Consider the following 21737-nt stretch of genomic DNA (forward strand, 5'->3'; position numbering starts at 1 on the left):
GTGTGATGTCTCCTTTTTTACTGCATCGGCCTGTTGCAAGGCAGTGGGTGAAAAATAAACGGAATAAGTCGGTAAGAGGTGAAAAAGTGCCTGTGAAAGCGCTGTCACCCAGTAATACAGGGTTCAAATCGGTCGAAAAGCCAGTCTGGTTGTGCTCTGGACGTTTGCCGCCCGGCGGCGTCACTTGGTAATCGCGCAGCTCTTACGCAAGTGACGCCGCGCAGTGTTCGGAACGTTTATCGTGTGTTAATCAAAACGTGGATGAAGATCGTGCAGGGGTAAATTTAACGGTGAACGTCGCAGGAATACTGCTCTGCGTGAGTGATAAGCCAGTTAATCAAGAAACCGGGTAACTTTCATCGCTGGACGGAGGGTTGTTGTCCAGCGATATCTGCTTCCAAAAGTGCGCAGATGTACCGCAATATTTGCTCTCCCTTGCAGGCTACGAGAGTTTCATTTCGCCACCCGAAGGCGATCCTGACAGGCGATGGATCATTGTTGTAGAAAAAGATATTAACGGTCAGGCCGGATGGAGTCAAACTGTGGCTATCCTGTCACCCTTATTTTTTCCTGAATTCCCGTGCAAATTCGGCCAACAGGCCGATATTCCACCAAAACCAGACAAAAATTGGATTTAATCGGTTAATTAATTTCACTGATGAATGTGTACAATTATAGACCTGACATCTTCTATTCATTCAGCACTATTCCGATCCCTGACGGGTAAAAATGTAAGTGAAATTCAATGAAGAACAACAAGGAATCACTGTACCTGCAAGAACGCGCCTACCTGCGGGAGCTGGCTCAGCGCGTGGCAAAAGAATCCCCCCATTTAACCGATTTTCTGGCAACGGCCCATGATCCCGATATACAACGCCTTTTCGAAGCGTTTTCTCTGCTGATTGCCCGCTCACGGGATAAGCTGGAGGATGATTTCCCCGAAATTACCCACGGTATTCTGGCCCGTATCTGGCCGTTAGTACTGTGCCCCGTCCCACCCACCACAATCATGCAATTTTTCCCCACCGCTGGCGAACATCAGGGCGCTGCGGATATTCCCAGAAATACGGCTGTTTCTGCGCAGGCGGAGGAGCAATTACTCACGTTCAAGACCTGTCGCCCGCTGCATATTGAGCCTTTAGTAGTGCGGGATCGCCGGGTGAAAAAAACCGGCACGCACAGTGAAATTATCCTGACCCTGTGTCAGACGGGAAGCACTTCATCGGTCTGGAAATGCGGAGCGCTCTCTTTTTTCCTTGGCACGGATACTGAGCAGGCAGCACAGCTCAGCCTGTGGCTTGACCAGCATATCTGTGAGATGAGCGTCAGCGCACAGGGCGAACAACGCAAGCTGAGCTGTTTTCCTTATGGCTGGCATGACCTGCTGGATAAGCCCATCCTGCCGATGAAAAAGGGCACCTATACCGGCCTGCAAACGCTGGTTGAATACTATGCCCTGCCGCATCTGTATAATTTTGTCACGCTGGATATCAGCCGTGACCGCACGGAAATTCCACTCAATGCGGACGGTACGTTTGAACTGATTTTTCGTTTTGAAGGCGAACTGCCGCTGGATGATGTCGGTGATGCCTTTATGCTGGGCTGTGTGCCGGCCATTCATCTGGAAAAACGAATCAGCCCACCTATTCTGCTGAGTGCCGAAAATCACTGTTATCCCCTGTCACTGGGCGATTCCATGAAATTGTTCCGGTTGCATGATGTTCAGGTGGTTCAACAGCCTGATGACAATGCGCAACGGGGCACGCCTTACCGTTATCTGCCGATAGAGCAGTTTACGCCCGCAGCAGAGCTGCTGGCCGGGGAGGAGCCGGATTATTTCTACTACCAGCTTTGTACCGAGCGTGATTTGCTGGATCGCATTCAACACCGGTTGCATTTTTTTGACCTGACAGGCAAACAGGCTCGCAACTTGCCTGAACTCGCGGTCGCCTGCGATTTTACGGGCTACCATGAACCCGCAATGGCACTGGAGCAAGGCAGCATCAGTGTGATGCAGGAGGGTTCTCCTTCTCATCTCAGCGTGCACAATATTACTCCAGTAACTACCGATTCCCCGCCGATGTTACAGGATAATTCCGGCTGGCCGCTGCTTTCCTGCCTCGCCAGCCCACCCATTTTGTTGTTTACCACAGAAGGGATGCGGCATTTTCTTCGTCTGTTTAACCATTATGCCGAATTTAACCGCCCCCTGAGTCGCCATATCCAGCGGCATATCGACAGCATTATGCAGGCAGAAGAGAGCCTGATTGACCGGATGAAGCTGGGTTGTCCTGTCCGTGGGCGTCTGCTGATACTGACCCTGAACCCCGATTGTTACGCCAATCTGGGAGAGATGTACCGCTTCTGTCGGTTAATCCATGAGGCGATGGCCTGTTTTGTCAGCCAGTCCACCTTCGTCAAGCTGGATGTATCTACCCCGAACCAAAAAATTCTGTGGGAATTCAAAGAAGTCTATGGGGCACGCATGGAGATGTAATTGTTAAACCATCATGACAAGGAGCAAAATAGGATGAATATAATGAACGGGCTGACTGCTGCCAAAAGCGGACTGCGCTTTACATTTCAGATAGCGGGTCTGCCTGAATCCACCTTTGCCGTGGGCGAGTTTTCCCTTCAGGAAGGGTTATCTGAACTGTTTACCCTCAACCTGACACTGGTTCAGTCCCTGCCTGATAATCCCTTTCGGCCGAAGTCGGAAATCGATTTGACCGCGCTGCTGATGCAGGAAGCGGTGTTGCAGGTATTTAACGGCGCAACGCTGCAACGCAAAATCACCGGTATCGTTTCCCATGTTGACTGGGCGGGCACCGATGGTAATAAAACCCTTTATACCGTGACGGTTCGGCCTGCACTCTGGCGTCTGACACTCAATCAGGACAGCCGGATTTTCCATCAGCAAAATGTGCCTGCCATCCTGAATAGTCTGTTGAAAAAGCATAAAGTCCGTGCTGATTCGAAGCTCTACGATCCGCATCAGGACAGGGAATACGTGACCCAGAAACGGGAGTCTGACTATGGGTTTTTCAGCCGTCTGGCAGCGGAAGAAGGCATCAGTTTCTGGTTCGAGGATGAAACCCTGTTTTTCAGTGACAGCCATCTGGGAATGACGGCGGGGCTTCCGCTGCTTTACCAGCCCCAGCCGGAAACTGCTCACGGGACAGATGTCATTTATCAGGTACGGCTGGGTGTGGGAATGAGTCCGCAGCGCAGTTTCCATAAAGATTTCAACCCGGAGAACCCGCGTTATCACCTTTCCCATATGCAGAGCAGCGAAGGTTTTCGCGATTTTGTCAGTAAAACCCTCTATACCGTATTTGAAAGTTACGGGCGTTTTCAGAAAGATGCGGTAGCCAAACCGTTTCTCAAATACCGCCATGAAATGCTGGATAACCAGAAAAAAACCGGCAGCGGTAACAGTAATTGCATCAAACTGATGCCGGGTAAAATTTTTGAGATAAAAAGTCATCCGCATGCCCCGCTGAATTCCCGCTGGCAGGTGGTCGGTATCAGTCACCACGGACGCTGCCCGCAGGCACTCGGCGATAACGGCGGAGAAGGCACCACGCTCAGCAATCATTTCAGTTTTATTGATGGCCTTGCCGACTGGCGTCCGCCATTCCACTACAAACCGCTGGCCGATGGCGATGAAACCGCGATGGTGGTCGGGCCGGAAGGGGAAGAGATTTTCGTTAATAAAGAGGGGGCGATTAAAGTCCATTTTCACTGGAACCGCTATGACCAACCGGATGATGGTGCATCCTGCTGGGTTCGCGTCGCACAGGGCTGGAACGGCAACGGCTTCGGTTTTATGGCGATCCCGCGTATCGGTCAGGAAGTGATTATCTCTTACCTCAATGGTGATATTGACCGACCCATCGTCACCGGCTGTGTTTACAACGGTTTGAACCGCCCGCCGCTGGATTTACCCGCCCAGAAAACCCGCACGACCTTTAAAACCAAAACCCATAAGGGCAAGGGCTTTAACGAACTGCGCTTTGAGGATGCCAAAGACAGCGAAGAAATTTATTTTCACGGGCAGAAAGATTTTACCGCCCATATCGAAAACGATGCTCTCTGGCATATCAAACATGACCAGAAACAGCGTATCGATAATAACCGTTATCACGAGATCCTTGCTGATGATCATCATCAGGTGGCCGGTTCGCGCAAAATCACGACCGAAGGCGATGTGTCGCACCGGATTGCAGGTAGCCAGCATACCCAGACCGGTGATGCGACCGTGATTGACAGCGGGCAGGAAATCCACCTGAAAAGTGGCGGCAAAGTGGTGCTGGAAGCGGCGGCAGAAATCACCCTGAAAGTAGGCGGCAGTTTTCTGAAAGTCACCCCGGCGGGCATTTTATCTTCCATGATTAACGTCGGGCAGGGTTCCGCAGGCAGCGGGCGCGGCGTTTCACTGCAACTTCCGGAAGGAGTTGCTCCACTCTCACAAGTCGGACAACTCCCGATGGCGGAAGTACTTCCTGTAACCGAATTTTCGGCTAAACCACCTTGTGCCATCCTCGCACAGCAAGAGGAAAACTGGGTTATCACCGGAGCAGAGGAAGCATAATGGAATCGACTAATTGGAAAAGCTGGTTGTCACATCAGGACAGAGGGGAGTGTTATTTTCTGGTCAATAGTCTGGCGGAACCGAACCCGGTTCAGCTCTTTTACCTTAATGGCTGGACAGAACAGGCATTTCCGCTCTACAGCGGTACGCCGATGAATGCCATGTTGGAACAAAGCCCGTGGTTGATTCAACCCAAAACCAATTGCCTGCCGGAACTGGCTTTACTGCTGGATAAACACGAATTCAGCGATGCTAGTTGGGGTTGGGGCTATCGCAGTACGTTACCGTGGTCATTTCAGTTAGAGCACTGGCGGTTGCATCAGCAGGTTTTACTGCGCGGGCAGGTGGTGGTTTTACGTCTGATGGATAACCGTATTTTCACCCCCCTGCTGCCCGCCCTACAGTCCGGCGATTGGCGTGAACTCTTAACTCCGGTCAATGAGCTGATGATCGATACGCCCGAACCGTATTGCTATTACCGGCCAGAAAACTGCTCTCAGTTATTAACAAAGAATTTATTTGTGCTGGGTGATCACCTGATTGAAGCCCGTTACTCAACCGATACCGCCCTCAATAATATGGCTTATGCCCTAAGTTGTCAGCTTTGGGAAGAAAATGCTGAATTGGCGCTGAAACTGGATGAACCGGAAGGGCAATTGCAAAACAGCCTTGTGGCATGGCTTAAGCAGGCGAGAGATGAAAAACAAAACCTGAACAAGCTCACTGTTGAACGTTTTATTACCGATAGCCCACAGGCTGCGCTTAGTAAAGAACTTTAAGACTAATCCGTCACTACTCTATGAATAATTAAGGAAGAAAAAATGAGTCAGTTAGAACTGAAGGATTGCATTAACTGCCAGGAGATACTGAACCACTGGATTGAATTTCAGCTTGTGGATGAAGAGGGTAAGCCACTGGTTGGAATGCCTTATAAATTAGTTAGCATAAGCAATAAAAAGGATATCCGTACAGGTGTTACCAATGGTGAAGGGCTATTGCGGGAGGAAGGTCTACCACCAACACCGGTGAGGTTGTGGGTTGATTCTCAAAAACTCGCGGATGAAATGGAACTCAGGCCATTAAGAACTGTGCGTGAGCCATTGGGTTCGAAAGTGCGATATAATGCCAACACACAAAGACATTATTATCGCTATATTAAAATTGGTAACCTTTGTGATAAAGCCCCAAAAATTGATAAATGGAATAAAAAAGAACTTCCCAAACACCACTTTCCGGATAATAAATTCCTTGGGTTTAAAGCCGCGTTTGTTGATGCTCGTTGGGTATTGGAAATTTGTCCTTTCCGAGCTTGGGTACTATTATTGCATCATCAAAAAGAATACTCACTGGTGAATGCCTATAATCAGGGGTTAATGTCAGTGTTGCCTTATGCTGATGCTGAAAAATCTAACGACAACTATGAAGGTTCTGTATTTCATTTTTTTAAAGAACAACTCCTTGATTTGTCGAAATTACCCAATCAGGTTGATCAGCAAAAATTTTATCCTATTGTTTATGATGTTCCTTTTAAAGATCGTTACACTGAAATAAACGCTATCGATACAGGGGGGGATTTAGATACGCAAATGTTTTATGCATCTAATAATAAAGAGTTGATTGTTGGTTGGAGGGGAACAGCAAGTGCAACTGATGTGTTGACTGATGCAGCATTTAAGCCTATTAATTTACCAGAAATTTATCTTAAAACGAAAGGTAAAGTGCATGAAGGGTTTTATCGGTCTTTTTTGGCAGCAGGAACAACACTTATTAGTGAAAATGCACTTGATGAACTGGTTAATGAAAACACTCTTAATCAAGATACAGGTAAAATTAAATTAATGCATCATATAAATAATTTAGCGGAAGGAAAAAAATTATTTATTTGTGGTCATAGTTTAGGAGGGGCGTTGGCTTTAATTCATAGTGTTCACTTAAGAAAGAGTAATCCATGTTTATATACTTACGGAATGCCAAGAGTTTTTACATATAATGCAATAGTAGATATAAACGATATTGTTCATTATAGACATATTAATAAAAACGATCCTGTTCCAACACTTCCTTTCGAAAAAAATATGGACAATGCTTTATTTAAAAAAGGTTGGGATTCTTTAGGGTACCTTTTAGAAGGTATACTTACAGTTGGTAGTAATTTTTCAGTTGCAATAGAAATGACTGGACATCTACATAATGAAATGAAATCGGATGAAATATATTTACATCAAGGGGAAGTAGTACATTTTTATGAAGGTGATATTTTACCTCTAGATTTATATGTTGGCTCCAAAAATGTTATAACCGATTTATATCTTCTTCCTACTTTAATACCTGAAGATTTAAAAAACGCTCAGTTCTTTCCTCAAAATAAATTACCCAAAACTGTAAATTCAACTAATGCACTTGGTGGAAGATATCATCCAAGTGGAAAGTATATGGAGTTTATGCAAAAAAGACTCCTTGAATTATGTGTTCCTAAGTTTAATGAACTTTATAAAAAAGATATACAACGATTTAAAATTGCATTAGAAGCGCGAAAAGGAACATTGAAAAATGAATATTTTATGTATGAATATTTTTTACGGTTAGATGAAAAATTAGAACCTTGCTTATCATTAAGTAAAGAAAATGAAAAAGGAAAACGAGCACTTGATTATTTTATTTATCAGCACTCAAGATAAATAAAAAGTATATTTATGAAAATCATTCAGGTCAGTATCTCATATAATTTATGTATCTATTTCTGATTATTGTCCTGAATGAAGGTTTATAGTAAAATAATATATAATTTTACTTTTTAATAAGAGGCTTGTAAAATGAATAAAATAAAAAAGTCATATATTTTATCATTCATAATAATTTTTATTATTATATGGTATTGGGGGTTGTTTGATAAAAAACTTAATGGGTATTTTCCAATTAATCCACAAAAAGGAAAATCTGTCATTATTTCAAGCAATGTTCCTGCTAATAGTAAACCCATAATTCTTGCTAATTATATATCTAAAAAATGCTCAACATTAAGATTTAACTCTAATTTTATGCCTGCTGGGATAAATTATTGGACGAGTGTGGTTGAATGGAATGTTAATGAAGATAAAAATAAATCCGAAACAGAAATTCCTGTAGATGGGGGCGGGTGGTGTGATTGGAAGTTAGACTATATCAATATAAATTTGGTTTACACTGAAAAAACAGAAACAAATAAATTAACAGATAAGTATAAAATTCTTAATAACTCTATAAGCTTGGATGCAAGTAAAGGTCTCACTGTTACTATAAAAGATCAAAAAAAATCTTCTGTAAAATTAAAAAATGAAATAAAATATAATAAAAAATTCTACCTTGTTCAGAAGGAATTTATTTCTACTGGTTTGGTAAGCTTTTTTTTGATTTCACCATCTAATGAGGATGAATTCGAAATTTCATTAGAAAAAGATACGAATGGTTATATTTACTACACACCAAAGTTAAATGAGTCTAATATAACGAAACTATTCGTTTCAAAAGATAAATACTGGTTTGAATATCCAGATGGACAGTTGGAACATAATATACATAGAATTGATTATGATAAAATAGATCAATTTAAAAAGTAGGAAGGTATTTGTAATGTACTTTGGTATGAAAATAATTTAATTTATCTGGGTTTTATTTAAAAAGTATAAATATGACTAACAAGAAAATTATTTTATTGAACGACATAACTTTCACTGTGAGGATCTGATTGGGGCTGTGGAGGGTATGCGCACAGCCTGTGAGGTAAAAAGTCAGAAAGGCCTTCTTATCATGGAATGATAAATATTTTCTCCTATAGCGTTTTACTGACGCGCTACGCTTGTCTTCTCCGTATTACTGGGCTAATTCATTAACCCAGTAATACGGAGATCTAAAAAACTCCTGCCAGAAAAAAGAGTAATTCCTCACCAGTTCCTCATTTTTCTCCTCACTTTTTATTTTCCTCACTGCAAAAACAGGTGAGGAATTGAGATTTATTTATCCTTAAAAATCAATATCTTTTGTATTCCTCACTTTTTCCGCATATATACGAGAAAAGTGAGGAATACGGCGAGGTGCAAATTCCACTTCCTCACAGCACCTCACTTTCTGACTCACTTTTTAATCGTCATTATTCTGGTTAACGATGGTGAGTTCCTGCCCGTTACGAATAATCAACCTGCCTTGCTCTAACTTGGTTAACCAACGGCTGAAATTCTTCACATTCACCCCCATCGCTTTTAAATCATCACGCACAAGGGCAATGGAACAGGGTTCTTTCAGGGCAGTGCGCGACCGTATGCACTGCCACAATGCCGTGTGGTTATCTGTCTTATTGGCGATGAGTCCGATTTCTTCCTCTTCAACCGGATCGCGTGGCCTGTCAATCAGGGCTAATGACGTAATATCCTCACCGTCTTTATCGGTAAAGAGTTCAACCACGCGCAGGTCATAGGCTTGGGTTTCCGGCTCTTCGGCGTCTTTCATTTTGGTGCAGGTGATAACCAGTGCGCCGCCTTTTTTTTCCTCCCGGTTGATCCGGTATTCAACATCCAGCGCAGCCCGAAACGCACTGGAACCCCTTGCGCCTTTGCTTTCATCTTTGCCGGAATGGTGCACAACCAGAATGCTGGCTCCTGTTTTGGCTTTCAGTTCGTCACAGCCCCGGACGAATGCGCCCATGTCTTTGGAATCATTCTCATCAGCTCCGCCAAAACAGCGGGCAAGGGTATCCAGAATTATCAGACGCACAGGCTGACCCGTTTCAGATTCAACCTGCTGGGCAGCAATCACCAGTTCATGCACTTCGGCGGGCGAGGCCGGAAATACCGGTGTATTGATCAGATACATATTTTCAACGGTCTGACCATTGACGATTTCCCATGCCCTGATGCGCCGTGGTACACCAATCCCGCCTTCACCGACGATGTACATCACTGAACCCTGAGCAACTGATTTCCCTGCCCATGCCTTACCCGTGGCAATATGACATCCCCATGCTCCCGCCAGAAAACTCTTGTATGACCCGCTCACCCCGTAAATGCTGCACAGGGAGTGAGCCGGAATAATGCCTTTAACGACGTAGTCCAACTGAGCGTCAAAGCCTTGAGAACCGACTGAAAGAGGTAGCTTTGTCTTGCGATTTGGGTAGAGGGTTTCTACATTGCTGCGATTCTCTGTTGCTTTACTGTTCATATATTCTCCCACCTGATGCAATCCCTTACTGAATGCCTGCTTTGCTGCCTCAATGCCGTGTTGTTGGCGATAATCGTCCCAGTCAGCTTTGATATTACCCGGTGGCAATGTAAGCCAGCCATTCACTGCGTGGGCGGCTTTTTCTGCCGAGATCTTGCCAACATTCTTTTTGGGTTTGCCGTCTTTATCCAGCTCGCCTGATGCGTGCCAGTCATTATCTGCTGCAATAATGATTTTTGCGTCCGGCCAACGTTCCCGAACGGTTTTTGCAACAGAAAATAAATTTCCCTCATCCAGTGCGGCCAGAACCAGACCGTTATACAACTGATGGACCGTCAGTGCGGTGGCGTAACCCTCTGTAATCAAGACCGTGTCGGGGTGTTTTTCCCATACAGACAGAGCGATAAGCGACCCTTTCTTTTTGCTGCCAAACAGGTGTTTTCTTTTTCCATCCGGCCAGATGAGCAGCGCACCAGTGACTTTTTTATCCAGTGTTGTCAGTGGCAACAACAAAGAGCCGTCTTTCAGCAGTCGCTGATTAGGGCAATGCAGCCCCTTTACGATCAGATAGGGAGATTGTCCCGCAACAGTTTGCGCCATCAGTGCCGCGATTCTGTCGGCAATCGGCTGTGTTGGATAGAGGTTTTCTTTGGCTGGTTTGGGTTCTGGCAAAGGCAATGCCAGTGAATCGGCAACGATTTTTGCTGCCTCAGTAATCGAGATCCTTTTGGTTTTTGCCACCAAATCCAGTCCATCTCCATAATTTGGGGCGTCACACTGGCGGCAATGCCAGTTGCCGTGATGGTGATCATCAATAAAGTGGAAACGGTCAGTACCGCCGCAAATAGGGCAAGCGCCATGCTTTCCCTTGGCCGGAATATCAATGCCACAGGCAGGTAGCAGATTTCCCCATGAATACATGGCCGATGTTTTCACGGTCCGGATCAGGTCGAGCGGTTTTTGACTGTCCGATTTTTTTTGAACTGTAAATTTAGGGCGAGTTTGGGTAAGCTAATTCTTCTTTAAGTTCCTCAACTGTCATTTCGTCATCAGACTTCGGCGGAATTTTAGGTCGTGATTTCATTGGGGGTCTTCCTCGCTGAGGACTTTCAAGCCCTTTGATACCTGTTTCATTATACTTATCAAGCCAGACTGATAAAGTACCCGGGGTCGTTAAATTGAGAACTGCGCTAGTGTGAGTGAGAGACCAATCATTTGTCCACATTAATTTCAAAGCATGGAGTTTTGTTGTAGCACAAAGAGAGTGAGGCGTTGGCAAAAAAGCGTTATCACCATGAATGGCAACAACTTGAGACCAGTATCGAATTTGTCGAGAAGAGATTGAATATTCCGCTGATAGCTTATCCGATGCGTTACCTGCTAGACATCGTTTAGCAATCATGATTTTTAGTTCACGACTATATTTAGACATAAAAAACCCCCAGTCATTGGTTGTCCAACTATTGGGGGTCACTTCAAATTACGGGGCTTTTCTTTTTTTAGAATTGTAAATCTCTGCTTGCGAATTTTTTCTTTGTAAATCAAGTGATTATGTAAGTTTGTTGAGATAATCATAGGCTGTTGGAGTGCCTATTGCAAGCCTGACTTATCCTCACCCAGTAATGGGTTTGAATCTCGAAAGAGAGAGGGGAGTGTAGCATGTCAGGAAAAGGCTGGTTGCGGGGAAATAACCTACTTTGCGCCAGTCATTGCAAAACCCAAGTGCTAAAAAGGCAGAAGCCTAGTGGTTAAACTAGGCTTCGCAGGTTCCTCAAGGGAAGAATAAATTCTAAGGGCCTCAATGGGCAACGGCTATATTATCAGCGATCTTGTCGGAAAGATCAAGAGTCAGACTTTGATAGTAATTGATTGGCATTTATGGATTTGATTATCGCTAGCTGGATTTTTGTGACAATTTCTCTGGGTAAAATTTGATTTAAATAGCCCCTATTAGCAGTTCTCGGCCTTTGAAGCCGTTCTCTGCTGACTTGTTGTACAAGATCTGCTTTTGCCCAACGTGTTATTTGTTCAAAATACTTCATATCTTCAATAACATTTTGGCTGATTTCAACGTGCATTCCACGTTGTAATTTATTTTGATCACATTTACTTGATAAAGGAACAACTATACAAGCATTACCATCTATTTTTCCATTTATAATAACAACAAGCCGATTTTTGACCATTTCAGGAGGGATATGACCATCATAGAAATTGATGATTATTTTACCCTCTTTATCTACTGGATAATTTCCATAATCACATTCCAATATTTCGCCTACTTTGGGGCTGAAATTTATAGGCATCTGGTATTCCTCTATGCAAGGCGCAAGATGATAAATCGAAAAATTTTACTATGACTTAATAAATTTTACTAAGTATTTTTAAACTAAGAAAATAATATGTAATTATATTTATAATTGTGATGCACGTCATATTTTAATTATAGATATAATTTACTGTATTCGTTAAAATCGGAATTCCAATCAATTTTGACTATTGTTTGGACGAGTAATTGCAGACTCGTGATTTTTGTCTACGAAAAGTACACTGGTAAAGTTATGTGGTATTTACCAGTGGCCTATATATATACCACAACTGCTCTCTATGGCGGTTTGGCGGGATAGATCTATTCGTAGACAGATCGACTGCAAAAATCTCGTCAGATCGCCACCATCAGGGAGTTTGTTCATGACAATACCACCAGATGTATTTAATCAAGTAGTTGATGCAGATATTAACCATAATATGGCTCGAGTTAGGGCATTGGTATTAGATAAATCGGCATCTGAAATATGTCGCTTGGTCATTGAGTCGATTTCATTACCTGAATTATTGTCTGCATTAGATGATTTCAAATTAATGAATAAGATCGAAACCCCACATCATGATTATTCAGATATTATTAACAATATTTGTAAAGCAATTTCTATATTAAAACCTGGCGTGTAATAAATAATATCATCCTATAATTAAAAATCCCGTATTAATTACGGGATTTTTAATTAATATACTATAAATATCATCTTCTTCCATATGACTCACCAGAGCTAGAGCATGAAAGGTTTATTTTTGGTTTTTTTGGTTTTTTTCCAATAAGAGTTGTTTGTTGAAACTAGTCAGCTTTCTAAGCAAAGTAGAGTTAATGACATTCATATAAGGAAAAAGATCATGAAAATGAATAAATTGGCTCTTATTTTATTAGGTTCATTCTCATTAATTGCTTGCGTGAAGCAACAAACATCGCTGCCTATTGAAGATACTGCGCTGGCGCCATCTATCACGTCATTATCCAATGTATCTACAGTAACACCTGATGTTTACCAAGCTCCTCCCTCTGTAGTTCGCTATGACCGTTATTTATTGATTGATACTTCCCCTGAAGTAGCTCAACGTTATCCATTAGAACAAGTGATCAACTTAAAGATACCGGCTTCACTCAAGCCAACGATAGGTGAGGCAATAAATTATGCTTTACGCCAATCAGGATATTTTTTATGTAGTGCATCCAGACAAGCTAACACGCTCTATCAGAAACCACTTCCCGTCGTTCAGTATCAATTGGGTCCTACTAAGTTAAATACAGCTTTGCAAGTTCTAGCTGGTCCAGCATGGCAATTGGAAGTGGATGAGGTTCAGCGTGTCGTTTGTCATAGCTTGAGAGCTGGGTATCAGTTGCCTTCAGCTAAGAAGCAAACACAAATTGCCTCTTCAGGCCAATCAACCGTAAAACCACAATCTATCTCTACGCCTTTATCTGATATCAAGCCTGTCATCTTGAGTAATAAAGGATGGTTAGTAAAATGATGCCAGCTAAAAACAACACAAAACGTTTTCTTCCTTGGGTTATTTTTTTGTTGCTATTTTTAGTGATTATTTTCCTTACTCTATTCTTCATTAAAAAACAGAGTCATATATCCGAATATGAAAATAACATTAATGCCAGATTGAAGTATTTGGAAAGTGTGCAACAGAAAAATGTCAAGGAAAATGAGTTTTCTAAGTTAAAGAACAAATTTATTGCTTTGGAAAATAACTTTTCTGAACAACTTTTAACAATATCATCTTTAAATAAAGAAGTTCAAACAGTTGTGAGCCAATTACAGGGAGAAAATATCCGTTTAAAAGCATTAGAGAATTTATTGCCTGTATTGAAAGAGAATCAACAACAATATGAAACACAGTTGGATATTTTACGTTCTCAAATTACGACTATTTCTGAAATGAAGAAACAGGAAAAACCTGTTGTTAAACCTGCTCAAACTAAAGTAGTTCAAAGTGCTCCTCAAAAAGTTCCCCAATCTAAAGCGTCATTTGCTTTTATTGGAACAGAATATCGTGGAGGGGAAATATTTGCGGCAGTTTTACCTAAGAACGCCTTATCTTTGTCACAAATTGAATTGATTGGAGTAGGGGGCGGTATTCACGGATGGACTTTATCTAAGGTTTCTAATAACAATGCGCAATTTACTGCAAAAGGGCGCACTTTGACGCTACGTGCTGAATAAGGTGACGGTATGAGAGTTACTAATAATTTATTTACATCTGTAATCGTGTTTTTTAGTACGTTGAGTTTTATGCCTTGTGCATTAGCAATTAATAGTGGTTCTGAAATTCAATCAACTGAAGTGGGTCAAGTTCAGAAAAATACGGTACATCAATTACAAGTACAAAAAGATGCCAAAGAATGGGGATTAAGTATTGATGAATACGCACATTATCAAGACTTGATGAAAGGACAACGTGGGATTCAATCACCAGGACTTGATCCGATAACGACATTGGGTATTGAAGCTAAAAGTGACCCAGAACGGCGTCGATATGCCGAATTGTGGGTGAAAGCTGAATTTGTCCGTACTGAAAAAGAATTGGTGTTTCAACGTGAGGTTGATGAGGCGTGGAAGCGATTATACCCTGAAATTTTACCTGTTAATTTAGGGAATGCAGCGAGCATTGCTCATGATACACAGGGGAGATTGGCTCTATTTGTACGGATAGATGATTGTGTGCAGTGTGATGCTAGATTGGCATCTATCCTAACAGTGAAACGTTCTGTAGATATCTATGTGGTTGATAGTAAAGGTGATGATAATAGGATCAGAACATGGGCAAAAGATAAAAAAATTCCAATTGAACGAGTAAAAACGAAAGAAATCACATTGAACCATGATGAAGGGCGTTGGATTAAATATGGTGAAATGAGAATGCCAGTAGTGTTACAGCAAAATTCAGATGGTAGTTGGCGTGTTGCTGCCTTTTAACGGAGGAAATGTAATGAACGCGCCCCATTCATTTAATCTGGAGCACGACGATGAAGGGGGAGGTGTGAAGCCTCACAGATTTCCGGCATCATTGTGCTCAATACGGGATGCGTAGTGCTCCCAGTGACTGGAGACTCCACGACATGAAATATACACCGATTGGCGTTGATATCGCAAAACATCTGATTCAGCTCCACTTCATCAATGAGCACACTGGCGAAGTGATTGATAAGCAGGTACGTAGCCAGGATTTTCTGACTTTCTTCAGTAACCGGGAACCTTGCCTGATTGGTATGGAGGCCTGTGGTGGCTCTCAGCACTGGGCACGAGAACTGACAAAACAGGGGCATAAGGTACGACTGATGCAGGCCCGGTTTGTTAAGGCGTTCCTGATGGGCAACAAAAATGACGTGATGGATGCCCGCGCTATCTGGATGGCGGTACAACAGCCCGGTAAGGCGATAGCCGTCAAAACAGAAGAACAACAGTCAGTACTGGTTCTGCATCGTTCACGCAGGCAACTGGTCAAGTTCAGAACCGCACAAATTAATGCCCTGCACGGTACGCTCCTGGAATTTGGTGAAACCCTCCACAAAGGCCGGGCAGCGTTGGACAAAGAGTTACCGGCAGCACTGGAACGACTGAAGATACGTCTTCCTCCGTACCTTATCACCGTGCTGGAGGACCAGTACAACAGGCTGGGTGAGTTGGATTCACAGATAAATAGCATCGAAAAACAGCTTGTCAGCGTGGCCAGGCAGAATGAAACCTGTCAGCGGCTGCTGAAAATACCCGGCGTGGGGCCGCTAATTGCCACGGCTGCGGTGGCCACAATGGGAGAAGCCTCCGCGTTTAAATCGGGACGAGAGTTTTCTGCTTATATCGGACTTGTTCCGAAACAGACAGGTTCAGGCGGAAAAATCCGCCTGCTGGGGATAAGTAAACGCGGAGATACCTATATGAGGACCCTGTTTATCCATGGTGCTCGTGCGGCTGCATTACTGACAAAAGAACCTTTGCCCTGGATCACGGAACTCAAAAAACGATGCCCGACCAGTGTGGCCATCGTGGCGATGGCGAACAAACTGGCCCGGACAGTCTGGGCGATAGCGGCTCACCAGTGTGAATACGACAAGGCGCACGTCAGTGTCAGGCCAGACTAAAAGCGGCCACTGACAAACATTAACTTTTAACAAAAGGATGAATGCAGAAAGGTTACTCTGGCAACCAGCGTGATGACAAAAACAGGTAAGACCGGGACTCACTAAACCTGAATGGTTTTATGAGCTTAAAGCTCGCGGAGGAAATGAGGTGTGAGTCGGCGAATGACATAGGGGCTCGCAGCTTTAAAGGCTGCAAAAAAGCCGGATATAAAGCTGCAACCTATCTGTCAGAGTTAGAACAATGGAAGCCGTTGCAAACGGGACGCGTTCATATAAATACCATGAAACATCTATCAATTGGATTTTTGTTTAGTGGTGCATTACTTGTCTCTCTAAATTGTACAGCAAGCCAACAAGTTCCCCAAGGCTATCATCAGGTAGCCCACGCTGAAAACGTACCCGCTGAGGCTTTATATTCATTGGCATTAACAGAGTCTTCATACAAATTACCTCAAGGGGTTAGGCCGTGGCCTTGGACGGTTAATGTCGCTGGTAAGGGATATCGCTATGGCACAAGATTAGAGGCGTGGCGGTCGCTGCAAGTATTTATGAAAACGCATCCGACAAAGCGTATTGATGTTGGAATAGCTCAGGTAAATTGGGGTTGGAACGGGCATCATTTTAATTCTACTTGGGAAGCATTTGATCCCTATATAAATCTTCATGTAGCGGCTCGAATATTACGTTCTTGTTATGATTCTAATCCTGGAAGTTGGGTGGTAGCGGCAGGATGCTATCACCATCCTAAAGGCGGCCTTTCTGCATCTAAATATATGTCTATTGTGAAACAAAAATTATCTACGTTAACACCATCAATTGAAATATCAGAATGGATTGAACCAGAGGTGAGATAATGAAATTACAGTTATTGTCAGCTTTTTCATTATATGTAATAAGTTTTTCTGCATTAGCTGAATTAAAAGTAGTTGCAGATTTAGGAGGTGAAAATACCTCTTATTATTTTGATGCAATAAATAATCAACAAAATGAATGGGGTGAAATATCTGGTTCTGAAAAAATCCCGTTAGTGCAGCCATCATTTGAGATGGTGTTGCCAATTAAAACTCCTGAAATGTCTCCTGGTATAGTAGTAGACCGTCCTCTTAATTTACAGGGAATTGGTGCGTTATTTCTTGTCGGTGATGATGAATTATCAAGGAGTTGGCTGAGCCAAAACGCTGATAAGTTGAAAATGTTAAATGCTGTAGGAACAGTAATTCAAGTTGATACAGCCGAAGTTTTTTCTGAATTGAAACAGCTTGCTAACGGGATATTGCTTTCTCCCGTATCTGGTAGTGATTTAGCTAAGCGTCTGCAATTAACACATTATCCAGTATTAATAACTGAAACGGGATTGACACAGCAGGTTCCATAATGCGACCAATTTCTCCTTTTATACAAAAAGTCATGGCTGGTAATCCACTGTATCTTTCTTTCATTGTCGTAGGAATAGTTTTTCTTCTTCTTATTTTTATTTTAGCTATCAGAAGCCACTCTTCAATTATAGCAATTAGGCATCGTCGTTATCATCAGACAGCCAAAAGAATACTGAAAAAATTACCATCTATTAGTAAAAACGAATCTCAAGGAGCAGAAAATGAGTGATCGTTATGTTATTGAGGCGCTGTTACGCCCCGCCGTTGAGTTTAATTCAGCGGTTGCGGCTGGGGCTGCTGCATATGTTTGTGTAGTAGCTCCGTGGGCTGTGGCTCTGGCTCCGTCAGTTAGCTATGTAACTGCTGGGGCTTTCGCTTGCTTTTCTGCCGTTCGTACTCGCCAAGGACTACGAGTTTTACGATATAGACGTAATTTACGTAAGTTGCCGTTATATAAAATGTCTTCACATCAAGTACCAGTCAGTAATCAACGCCTGTTCTTGGGTAAAGGATTTTTATGGCAACAAAAGCACACACAGAGATTACTGGAAGCATTGCGTCCAGAAGTTGAACACTATGTGCAGCCGTCTCGCTATTATCAATTAGCCAGAAATTTTGAGCAGCGCTTTGAATTTCGTTTTCCTAGGATATGTGAATTATTACAGACAGATAGTGTATTAAATCCTGTTCGCCCACTGCCTCCAGTTGGAGGAAACCCGATTTTGCATGGAATTGAACCAGATGAAGTGAATGTTTCAATGGATTTGCGTGAACGTGTAGGGCATATGTTGGTATTGGGTACAACACGTGTTGGCAAAACCCGTTTGGCAGAATTGTTAATTACACAAGATATCCGGCGTGGAAATGTTACCATTGTTTTTGATCCTAAGGGCGATGCGGACTTATTAAAACGCATGTGGGCAGAAGCGCAAAGAGCGGGACGCGGCGATGAGTTTTATGTTTTTCACTTAGGTTGGCCTGATATTAGCGCCCGTTATAATGCCGTAGGGCGCTTTGGGCGAGTTTCTGAAGTCGCCAGTCGTGTTGCTGGGCAATTATCAGGAGAAGGGAACAGCGCGGCTTTCCGTGAGTTTGCTTGGCGGTTTGTCAATATAATAGCTCGTGCATTAGTTGCGTTGGGGCAGCGCCCCGATTACGCTCTAATCCTACGTTATGTCACTAACATTGGTGAACTCTATCAAACGTACTCATTAAAAATTATCGAAGAACTGTTACCTAACCTTTTTGCACAAATTCAGAACGCGCAAGATATATTAACCGAAAAGGATGTTCCTCGTCACTTGCAAAGCGATCCTAACGCTACTTCTATTTGGGCCATCGAAATGGCGCTGAGCAGTAATGAAGGAAAGAAAATCTATGACCCTATCTTGGATGGTTTACGTAGTGCGATACGTTATGACCGAACATATTTTGACAAAATAGTTGCATCCCTTCTTCCTTTGTTAGAAAAGCTAACTACAGGAAAAACGGCGGCGTTACTTTCTCCTGATTATGATGATATGAGTGATCCACGCCCGATATTCGACTGGCAACAAGTTATCAGGAAACAAGGAATTGTGTATGTGGGATTGGATGCGTTGTCAGATCCAGAGGTGGCGGCTGCGGTAGGTAATTCTATGTTTGCCGATTTAGTCTCTTTTGCGGGGCATATCTACAAATTTGGTGCGCATGATGGTTTACCTGAAGAGGATAAAATTAAAAAGAAGCCTATCAGCTTACATTGTGATGAATTTAATGAACTGATGGGGGATGAATTTATTCCATTGCTGAATAAAAGCGGGGGAGCTGGTATTGAGGTAACTGCATACACGCAAACTTGGTCAGATATTGAAGCACGGCTTGGTAATGCCGCAAAATCGGCTCAGGTAACAGGAAACTTTAATACATTAATAATGTTGAGAGTCAGGGAATTGGCAACGGCTAAATTGCTGACAGAACAGTTACCAGAAGTCGATATATACACTAAGACCTTAGTATCAGGTATCACTGATATTTCAAATCCAGGACAGGGGAGTGATTTCACTTCTAATACTCAAGACAGGGTAAGTTTGGTTAGTAAGCCTTTGTTATCTCCTGCTGATATCATTCAATTACCAAAAGGCCAAGCATTCGGATTATTGGAAGGAGGAAAATTATGGAAGATGCGTATGCCTCTACCTGATAGTAAGGATGATGTATTAATGCCTGAAAGTTTGAAAAAGATCGAAGAATACATGAGAAAGAATTATCGTACAGGTGAATCTTGGTGGTCAGCTAGCCAGTTACCAAATGATATTCAAGAAATACCAACACAATTAGCAGAAGATAAAGGGGAAGGTGATGGCGCAGGCACAAACTGAGGCTGATTCGCGTTCTCGTCCGGTAAAAGAGCCTGGTTTATTGGCAAAGTTACTTTGGCACTGGCCTTTAACATTGATAGGTATGTTATTAGCATCATTACTCTTCAGTTTATTCATTGAATGGGCTGGAATTGCGTTATTTTGGACTGATCAAGGTTCGGAACATAGCCGCCAAGTTATGCTAACAGAAAGTGGATATTTATCATCAGAATTTACCCGTAGCCTTTTTATGTCATCACCTTCTCAGACTCTGAGCCAAGGGGTTAACTCTGCTTATAATTGGTTATTTGTCGATAGTGGAATTCTTAATTGGTTGCAATCAACCTATGAGGCACAGATGAAAATTGATAATGAATTGACTAGAGAGTTGAATAATTGGAGTGAGTTTTTATTAATAGAACTGAGAGAATATATGGTAGCTTCAGTTTTTGTTGCCGTAACTTTCATTATCAGAATCACTATTCTGGTGTTATCAATTCCGTTGTTTGTTCTTGTTTTGTTAGTTGCTATGGTCGAAGGCTTAGGGAGACGAGATTTGAGGCGTTATGGTGCCGCTTATGAATCAAGTTTTGTCTACCATCATGCTAAACGTTTTGTAAAACCTGCTTTTGTTGTTCCTTGTATGGTCTATTTATCATGGCCTTCTGCGGTGTACCCTAATTTATTGTTATTACCTGCGGCAGTTTTATTGGGAATTGCTATTACGGTTACAATGGCATCGTTTAAAAAATATCTATAATCAAGCTGGACTCTGGCGGATAAAACTTGCTTTTATCCGCCAGAGTCAGCAGACAAGCCGTTAGGCGCGTCAGTTTTCAGGAAAGATGATGGAGATAAATATAGTTTATACTCCTGTTTCCCCCCGAAACATACATGATTAACTTTCTCTTAACTCATAAAATTTTATTAAACTTTTAATAAAATCTCGTCCTAAATATTCCTGAGACTCTATTCCTTGCATAGCCAGATCTAACATTAAATCAAATGCCTTTTTTAATCTATCATCACTTTCTCCTCGTATGTATCTAGCACATGCAAAAATATTACATTTGAAAGTATCGTTATATAAATTAACAACGAACTCTGCATAAAATTTCTTACGCATGGCAACATCTTTTAGATACTCCAGATCGTTCTCTTGTTCGTCTGTTAACATGATAGTATTTCTAATTATTATCATTATCTTTTCCTTACTTAATTAAATGTTAAAATGACTTGTCTTATAGGATGTTTCCCCCCGAAACATGATTTAGTTCATTCCCTTTATTGCAATCAAGATCTTTTGGTAGACCAATATTAATATCACGACTAGAATTCCATGCCTGTTGCCAAAGTTCCCACTTAGACTGAGTGATTATATTGTAATAATTACCTTCTTTATTTTGTGCTAAAGTCGGATAGTTATCATCATCGAATGGATAAGTTTTTTTTATTTCTTTCTCAAAGGCTTCTTTGCACATAATAATATTTGAATTCATATTAATTTTTGCTCTCATTAATTAATTAATTGACTTGCATGTAACGTTTAACTTTACATTATTGTTCATTATTTTTTTGTCTTATTTATTGAAATTATATGATTTATTTTTGTTGAGTATTTCTTTTGGGCCATAACCAAACTTAGCATATTGGCTATGCCATCAATTAGTTTGGGATGTTTTTGTAGAATGTTCTCATATTGTTCAATATTTAAAAAAGGTAAGTCAAATAATCTTGGGTTGGATGTATTAATAGATTGCTGGTAATGAATTTTTTTATTGATATAATCTATATGTGACATTTGAAAACCTCAT

The 21737-nt window shown here is 42.1% G+C and carries 23 protein-coding genes; 17 read left to right on the top strand and 6 right to left on the bottom strand.

Annotated elements, in window-relative coordinates:
• The first annotated feature begins 5 nt into the window (after window positions 1–5).
• The 7 genes from AC5JQI_RS04415 to AC5JQI_RS04445 all read left to right on the top strand — a co-directional run bounded on the left by AC5JQI_RS04415 (window position 6) and on the right by AC5JQI_RS04445 (window position 8190).
• Entirely contained in the window at window positions 6–191 is a 186-nt protein-coding gene (locus AC5JQI_RS04415; RefSeq protein WP_162781333.1) for a hypothetical protein, read from the top strand.
• A 186-nt stretch (window positions 192–377) separates the two neighbouring features.
• Window positions 378–638, top strand: a complete 261-nt coding sequence (locus AC5JQI_RS04420) for a hypothetical protein (protein ID WP_493913866.1) — start codon at window positions 378–380, stop codon at window positions 636–638.
• 107 nt (window positions 639–745) lie between these two features.
• On the top strand, window positions 746–2497 hold the full coding sequence (locus AC5JQI_RS04425; protein WP_493913867.1) for a type VI secretion system baseplate subunit TssF: 1752 nt from the start codon (window positions 746–748) through the stop codon (window positions 2495–2497).
• A 33-nt stretch (window positions 2498–2530) separates the two neighbouring features.
• The gene (tssI, locus tag AC5JQI_RS04430) at window positions 2531–4594 is read left to right on the top strand and encodes a type VI secretion system tip protein TssI/VgrG (protein WP_493913868.1); all 2064 of its coding nucleotides are present in this window, start codon (window positions 2531–2533) and stop codon (window positions 4592–4594) included.
• Window positions 4594–5373 (top strand): DUF4123 domain-containing protein, encoded by a 780-nt coding sequence (locus AC5JQI_RS04435; RefSeq protein WP_275381555.1) that lies wholly within the window; start codon window positions 4594–4596, stop codon window positions 5371–5373. Before tssI ends, AC5JQI_RS04435 begins: the two co-directional genes overlap by 1 nt.
• A gap of 42 nt (window positions 5374–5415) precedes the next feature.
• Entirely contained in the window at window positions 5416–7272 is a 1857-nt protein-coding gene (locus AC5JQI_RS04440; RefSeq protein WP_275381556.1) for a lipase family protein, read from the top strand.
• A gap of 135 nt (window positions 7273–7407) precedes the next feature.
• Window positions 7408–8190, top strand: a complete 783-nt coding sequence (locus AC5JQI_RS04445; RefSeq protein ID WP_275381557.1) for a hypothetical protein — start codon at window positions 7408–7410, stop codon at window positions 8188–8190.
• Between the two features lie 520 nt (window positions 8191–8710).
• On the opposite strand, the gene AC5JQI_RS04450 is transcribed toward AC5JQI_RS04445, so the two are convergent.
• The 3 genes from AC5JQI_RS04450 to AC5JQI_RS04460 form a co-directional block, all read right to left on the bottom strand.
• Window positions 8711–10705: an AAA family ATPase gene (locus AC5JQI_RS04450; RefSeq protein ID WP_493914603.1), complete on the bottom strand. Its 1995-nt coding sequence runs from the start codon at window positions 10703–10705 to the stop codon at window positions 8711–8713.
• A 70-nt stretch (window positions 10706–10775) separates the two neighbouring features.
• Window positions 10776–11216, bottom strand: a complete 441-nt coding sequence (locus AC5JQI_RS04455) for a helix-turn-helix domain-containing protein (RefSeq protein WP_493913869.1) — start codon at window positions 11214–11216, stop codon at window positions 10776–10778.
• Between the two features lie 409 nt (window positions 11217–11625).
• The gene (locus tag AC5JQI_RS04460) at window positions 11626–12090 is read right to left on the bottom strand and encodes a type II toxin-antitoxin system PemK/MazF family toxin (protein WP_041982764.1); all 465 of its coding nucleotides are present in this window, start codon (window positions 12088–12090) and stop codon (window positions 11626–11628) included.
• Window positions 12091–12475: 385 nt separating this feature from the next.
• On the opposite strand from AC5JQI_RS04460, the gene AC5JQI_RS04465 reads away from it, so the two are divergent.
• From AC5JQI_RS04465 to AC5JQI_RS04510, 10 genes are all read left to right on the top strand, one after another.
• On the top strand, window positions 12476–12736 hold the full coding sequence (locus AC5JQI_RS04465) for a hypothetical protein (protein WP_493913870.1): 261 nt from the start codon (window positions 12476–12478) through the stop codon (window positions 12734–12736).
• A gap of 225 nt (window positions 12737–12961) precedes the next feature.
• Window positions 12962–13591: a PFGI-1 class ICE element type IV pilus protein PilL2 gene (gene pilL2 / locus AC5JQI_RS04470; RefSeq protein WP_493914604.1), complete on the top strand. Its 630-nt coding sequence runs from the start codon at window positions 12962–12964 to the stop codon at window positions 13589–13591.
• The gene (locus AC5JQI_RS04475) at window positions 13588–14292 is read left to right on the top strand and encodes a hypothetical protein (protein WP_493913871.1); all 705 of its coding nucleotides are present in this window, start codon (window positions 13588–13590) and stop codon (window positions 14290–14292) included. Before pilL2 ends, AC5JQI_RS04475 begins: the two co-directional genes overlap by 4 nt.
• A gap of 69 nt (window positions 14293–14361) precedes the next feature.
• Window positions 14362–15045, top strand: a complete 684-nt coding sequence (locus tag AC5JQI_RS04480; protein WP_493914605.1) for a TIGR03759 family integrating conjugative element protein — start codon at window positions 14362–14364, stop codon at window positions 15043–15045.
• A gap of 143 nt (window positions 15046–15188) precedes the next feature.
• Entirely contained in the window at window positions 15189–16208 is a 1020-nt protein-coding gene (locus AC5JQI_RS04485; RefSeq protein WP_010848889.1) for an IS110 family RNA-guided transposase, read from the top strand.
• A gap of 281 nt (window positions 16209–16489) precedes the next feature.
• Window positions 16490–17062: a transglycosylase SLT domain-containing protein gene (locus AC5JQI_RS04490; protein WP_493914606.1), complete on the top strand. Its 573-nt coding sequence runs from the start codon at window positions 16490–16492 to the stop codon at window positions 17060–17062.
• A complete protein-coding gene (locus AC5JQI_RS04495; protein ID WP_493913872.1) occupies window positions 17062–17583 on the top strand; it encodes an integrating conjugative element protein in 522 nt (173 codons plus the stop codon). The genes AC5JQI_RS04490 and AC5JQI_RS04495 overlap by 1 nt, the downstream gene beginning before the upstream one ends.
• The gene (locus AC5JQI_RS04500) at window positions 17583–17813 is read left to right on the top strand and encodes a hypothetical protein (RefSeq protein ID WP_493913873.1); all 231 of its coding nucleotides are present in this window, start codon (window positions 17583–17585) and stop codon (window positions 17811–17813) included. Before AC5JQI_RS04495 ends, AC5JQI_RS04500 begins: the two co-directional genes overlap by 1 nt.
• Window positions 17806–19944, top strand: coding sequence for a type IV conjugative transfer system coupling protein TraD (gene traD / locus AC5JQI_RS04505; protein WP_041982770.1), 2139 nt, complete (start codon window positions 17806–17808; stop codon window positions 19942–19944). The genes AC5JQI_RS04500 and traD overlap by 8 nt, the downstream gene beginning before the upstream one ends.
• The gene (locus AC5JQI_RS04510) at window positions 19925–20683 is read left to right on the top strand and encodes a TIGR03747 family integrating conjugative element membrane protein (protein WP_041982771.1); all 759 of its coding nucleotides are present in this window, start codon (window positions 19925–19927) and stop codon (window positions 20681–20683) included. The genes traD and AC5JQI_RS04510 overlap by 20 nt, the downstream gene beginning before the upstream one ends.
• 138 nt (window positions 20684–20821) lie before the next feature.
• Here AC5JQI_RS04510 and AC5JQI_RS04515 read toward each other — a convergent pair whose 3' ends face one another.
• The 3 genes from AC5JQI_RS04515 to AC5JQI_RS04525 form a co-directional block, all read right to left on the bottom strand.
• Window positions 20822–21124, bottom strand: coding sequence for a hypothetical protein (locus tag AC5JQI_RS04515; RefSeq protein ID WP_493913874.1), 303 nt, complete (start codon window positions 21122–21124; stop codon window positions 20822–20824).
• 40 nt (window positions 21125–21164) lie between these two features.
• A complete protein-coding gene (locus tag AC5JQI_RS04520; protein ID WP_041981949.1) occupies window positions 21165–21422 on the bottom strand; it encodes a hypothetical protein in 258 nt (85 codons plus the stop codon).
• A gap of 68 nt (window positions 21423–21490) precedes the next feature.
• Complete coding sequence (locus AC5JQI_RS04525; protein WP_493913875.1) at window positions 21491–21724, bottom strand: hypothetical protein; 234 nt, start codon at window positions 21722–21724, stop codon at window positions 21491–21493.
• Window positions 21725–21737 lie beyond the last annotated feature (13 nt).

The organism is Xenorhabdus sp. XBWT (assembly GCF_059072735.1).

What these genes read in the sequence shown, in the direction of transcription:
- AC5JQI_RS04415 (WP_162781333.1), top strand. Translation starts at nt 6, where the DNA reads ATGTCTCCTTTTTTACTGCATCGGCCTGTTGCAAGGCAGTGGGTGAAA.
- AC5JQI_RS04425 (WP_493913867.1), top strand. Translation starts at nt 746, where the DNA reads ATGAAGAACAACAAGGAATCACTGTACCTGCAAGAACGCGCCTACCTG.
- tssI (WP_493913868.1), top strand. Translation starts at nt 2,531, where the DNA reads ATGAATATAATGAACGGGCTGACTGCTGCCAAAAGCGGACTGCGCTTT.
- AC5JQI_RS04435 (WP_275381555.1), top strand. Translation starts at nt 4,594, where the DNA reads ATGGAATCGACTAATTGGAAAAGCTGGTTGTCACATCAGGACAGAGGG.
- AC5JQI_RS04440 (WP_275381556.1), top strand. Translation starts at nt 5,416, where the DNA reads ATGAGTCAGTTAGAACTGAAGGATTGCATTAACTGCCAGGAGATACTG.
- AC5JQI_RS04445 (WP_275381557.1), top strand. Translation starts at nt 7,408, where the DNA reads ATGAATAAAATAAAAAAGTCATATATTTTATCATTCATAATAATTTTT.
- AC5JQI_RS04450 (WP_493914603.1), bottom strand. Translation starts at nt 10,705, where the DNA reads ATGTATTCATGGGGAAATCTGCTACCTGCCTGTGGCATTGATATTCCG.
- AC5JQI_RS04455 (WP_493913869.1), bottom strand. Translation starts at nt 11,216, where the DNA reads ATGTCTAAATATAGTCGTGAACTAAAAATCATGATTGCTAAACGATGT.
- AC5JQI_RS04460 (WP_041982764.1), bottom strand. Translation starts at nt 12,090, where the DNA reads ATGCCTATAAATTTCAGCCCCAAAGTAGGCGAAATATTGGAATGTGAT.
- AC5JQI_RS04465 (WP_493913870.1), top strand. Translation starts at nt 12,476, where the DNA reads ATGACAATACCACCAGATGTATTTAATCAAGTAGTTGATGCAGATATT.
- pilL2 (WP_493914604.1), top strand. Translation starts at nt 12,962, where the DNA reads ATGAATAAATTGGCTCTTATTTTATTAGGTTCATTCTCATTAATTGCT.
- AC5JQI_RS04475 (WP_493913871.1), top strand. Translation starts at nt 13,588, where the DNA reads ATGATGCCAGCTAAAAACAACACAAAACGTTTTCTTCCTTGGGTTATT.
- AC5JQI_RS04480 (WP_493914605.1), top strand. Translation starts at nt 14,362, where the DNA reads ATGCCTTGTGCATTAGCAATTAATAGTGGTTCTGAAATTCAATCAACT.
- AC5JQI_RS04485 (WP_010848889.1), top strand. Translation starts at nt 15,189, where the DNA reads ATGAAATATACACCGATTGGCGTTGATATCGCAAAACATCTGATTCAG.
- AC5JQI_RS04490 (WP_493914606.1), top strand. Translation starts at nt 16,490, where the DNA reads ATGAAACATCTATCAATTGGATTTTTGTTTAGTGGTGCATTACTTGTC.
- AC5JQI_RS04495 (WP_493913872.1), top strand. Translation starts at nt 17,062, where the DNA reads ATGAAATTACAGTTATTGTCAGCTTTTTCATTATATGTAATAAGTTTT.
- AC5JQI_RS04500 (WP_493913873.1), top strand. Translation starts at nt 17,583, where the DNA reads ATGCGACCAATTTCTCCTTTTATACAAAAAGTCATGGCTGGTAATCCA.
- traD (WP_041982770.1), top strand. Translation starts at nt 17,806, where the DNA reads ATGAGTGATCGTTATGTTATTGAGGCGCTGTTACGCCCCGCCGTTGAG.
- AC5JQI_RS04510 (WP_041982771.1), top strand. Translation starts at nt 19,925, where the DNA reads ATGGCGCAGGCACAAACTGAGGCTGATTCGCGTTCTCGTCCGGTAAAA.
- AC5JQI_RS04515 (WP_493913874.1), bottom strand. Translation starts at nt 21,124, where the DNA reads ATGATAATAATTAGAAATACTATCATGTTAACAGACGAACAAGAGAAC.
- AC5JQI_RS04520 (WP_041981949.1), bottom strand. Translation starts at nt 21,422, where the DNA reads ATGAATTCAAATATTATTATGTGCAAAGAAGCCTTTGAGAAAGAAATA.
- AC5JQI_RS04525 (WP_493913875.1), bottom strand. Translation starts at nt 21,724, where the DNA reads ATGTCACATATAGATTATATCAATAAAAAAATTCATTACCAGCAATCT.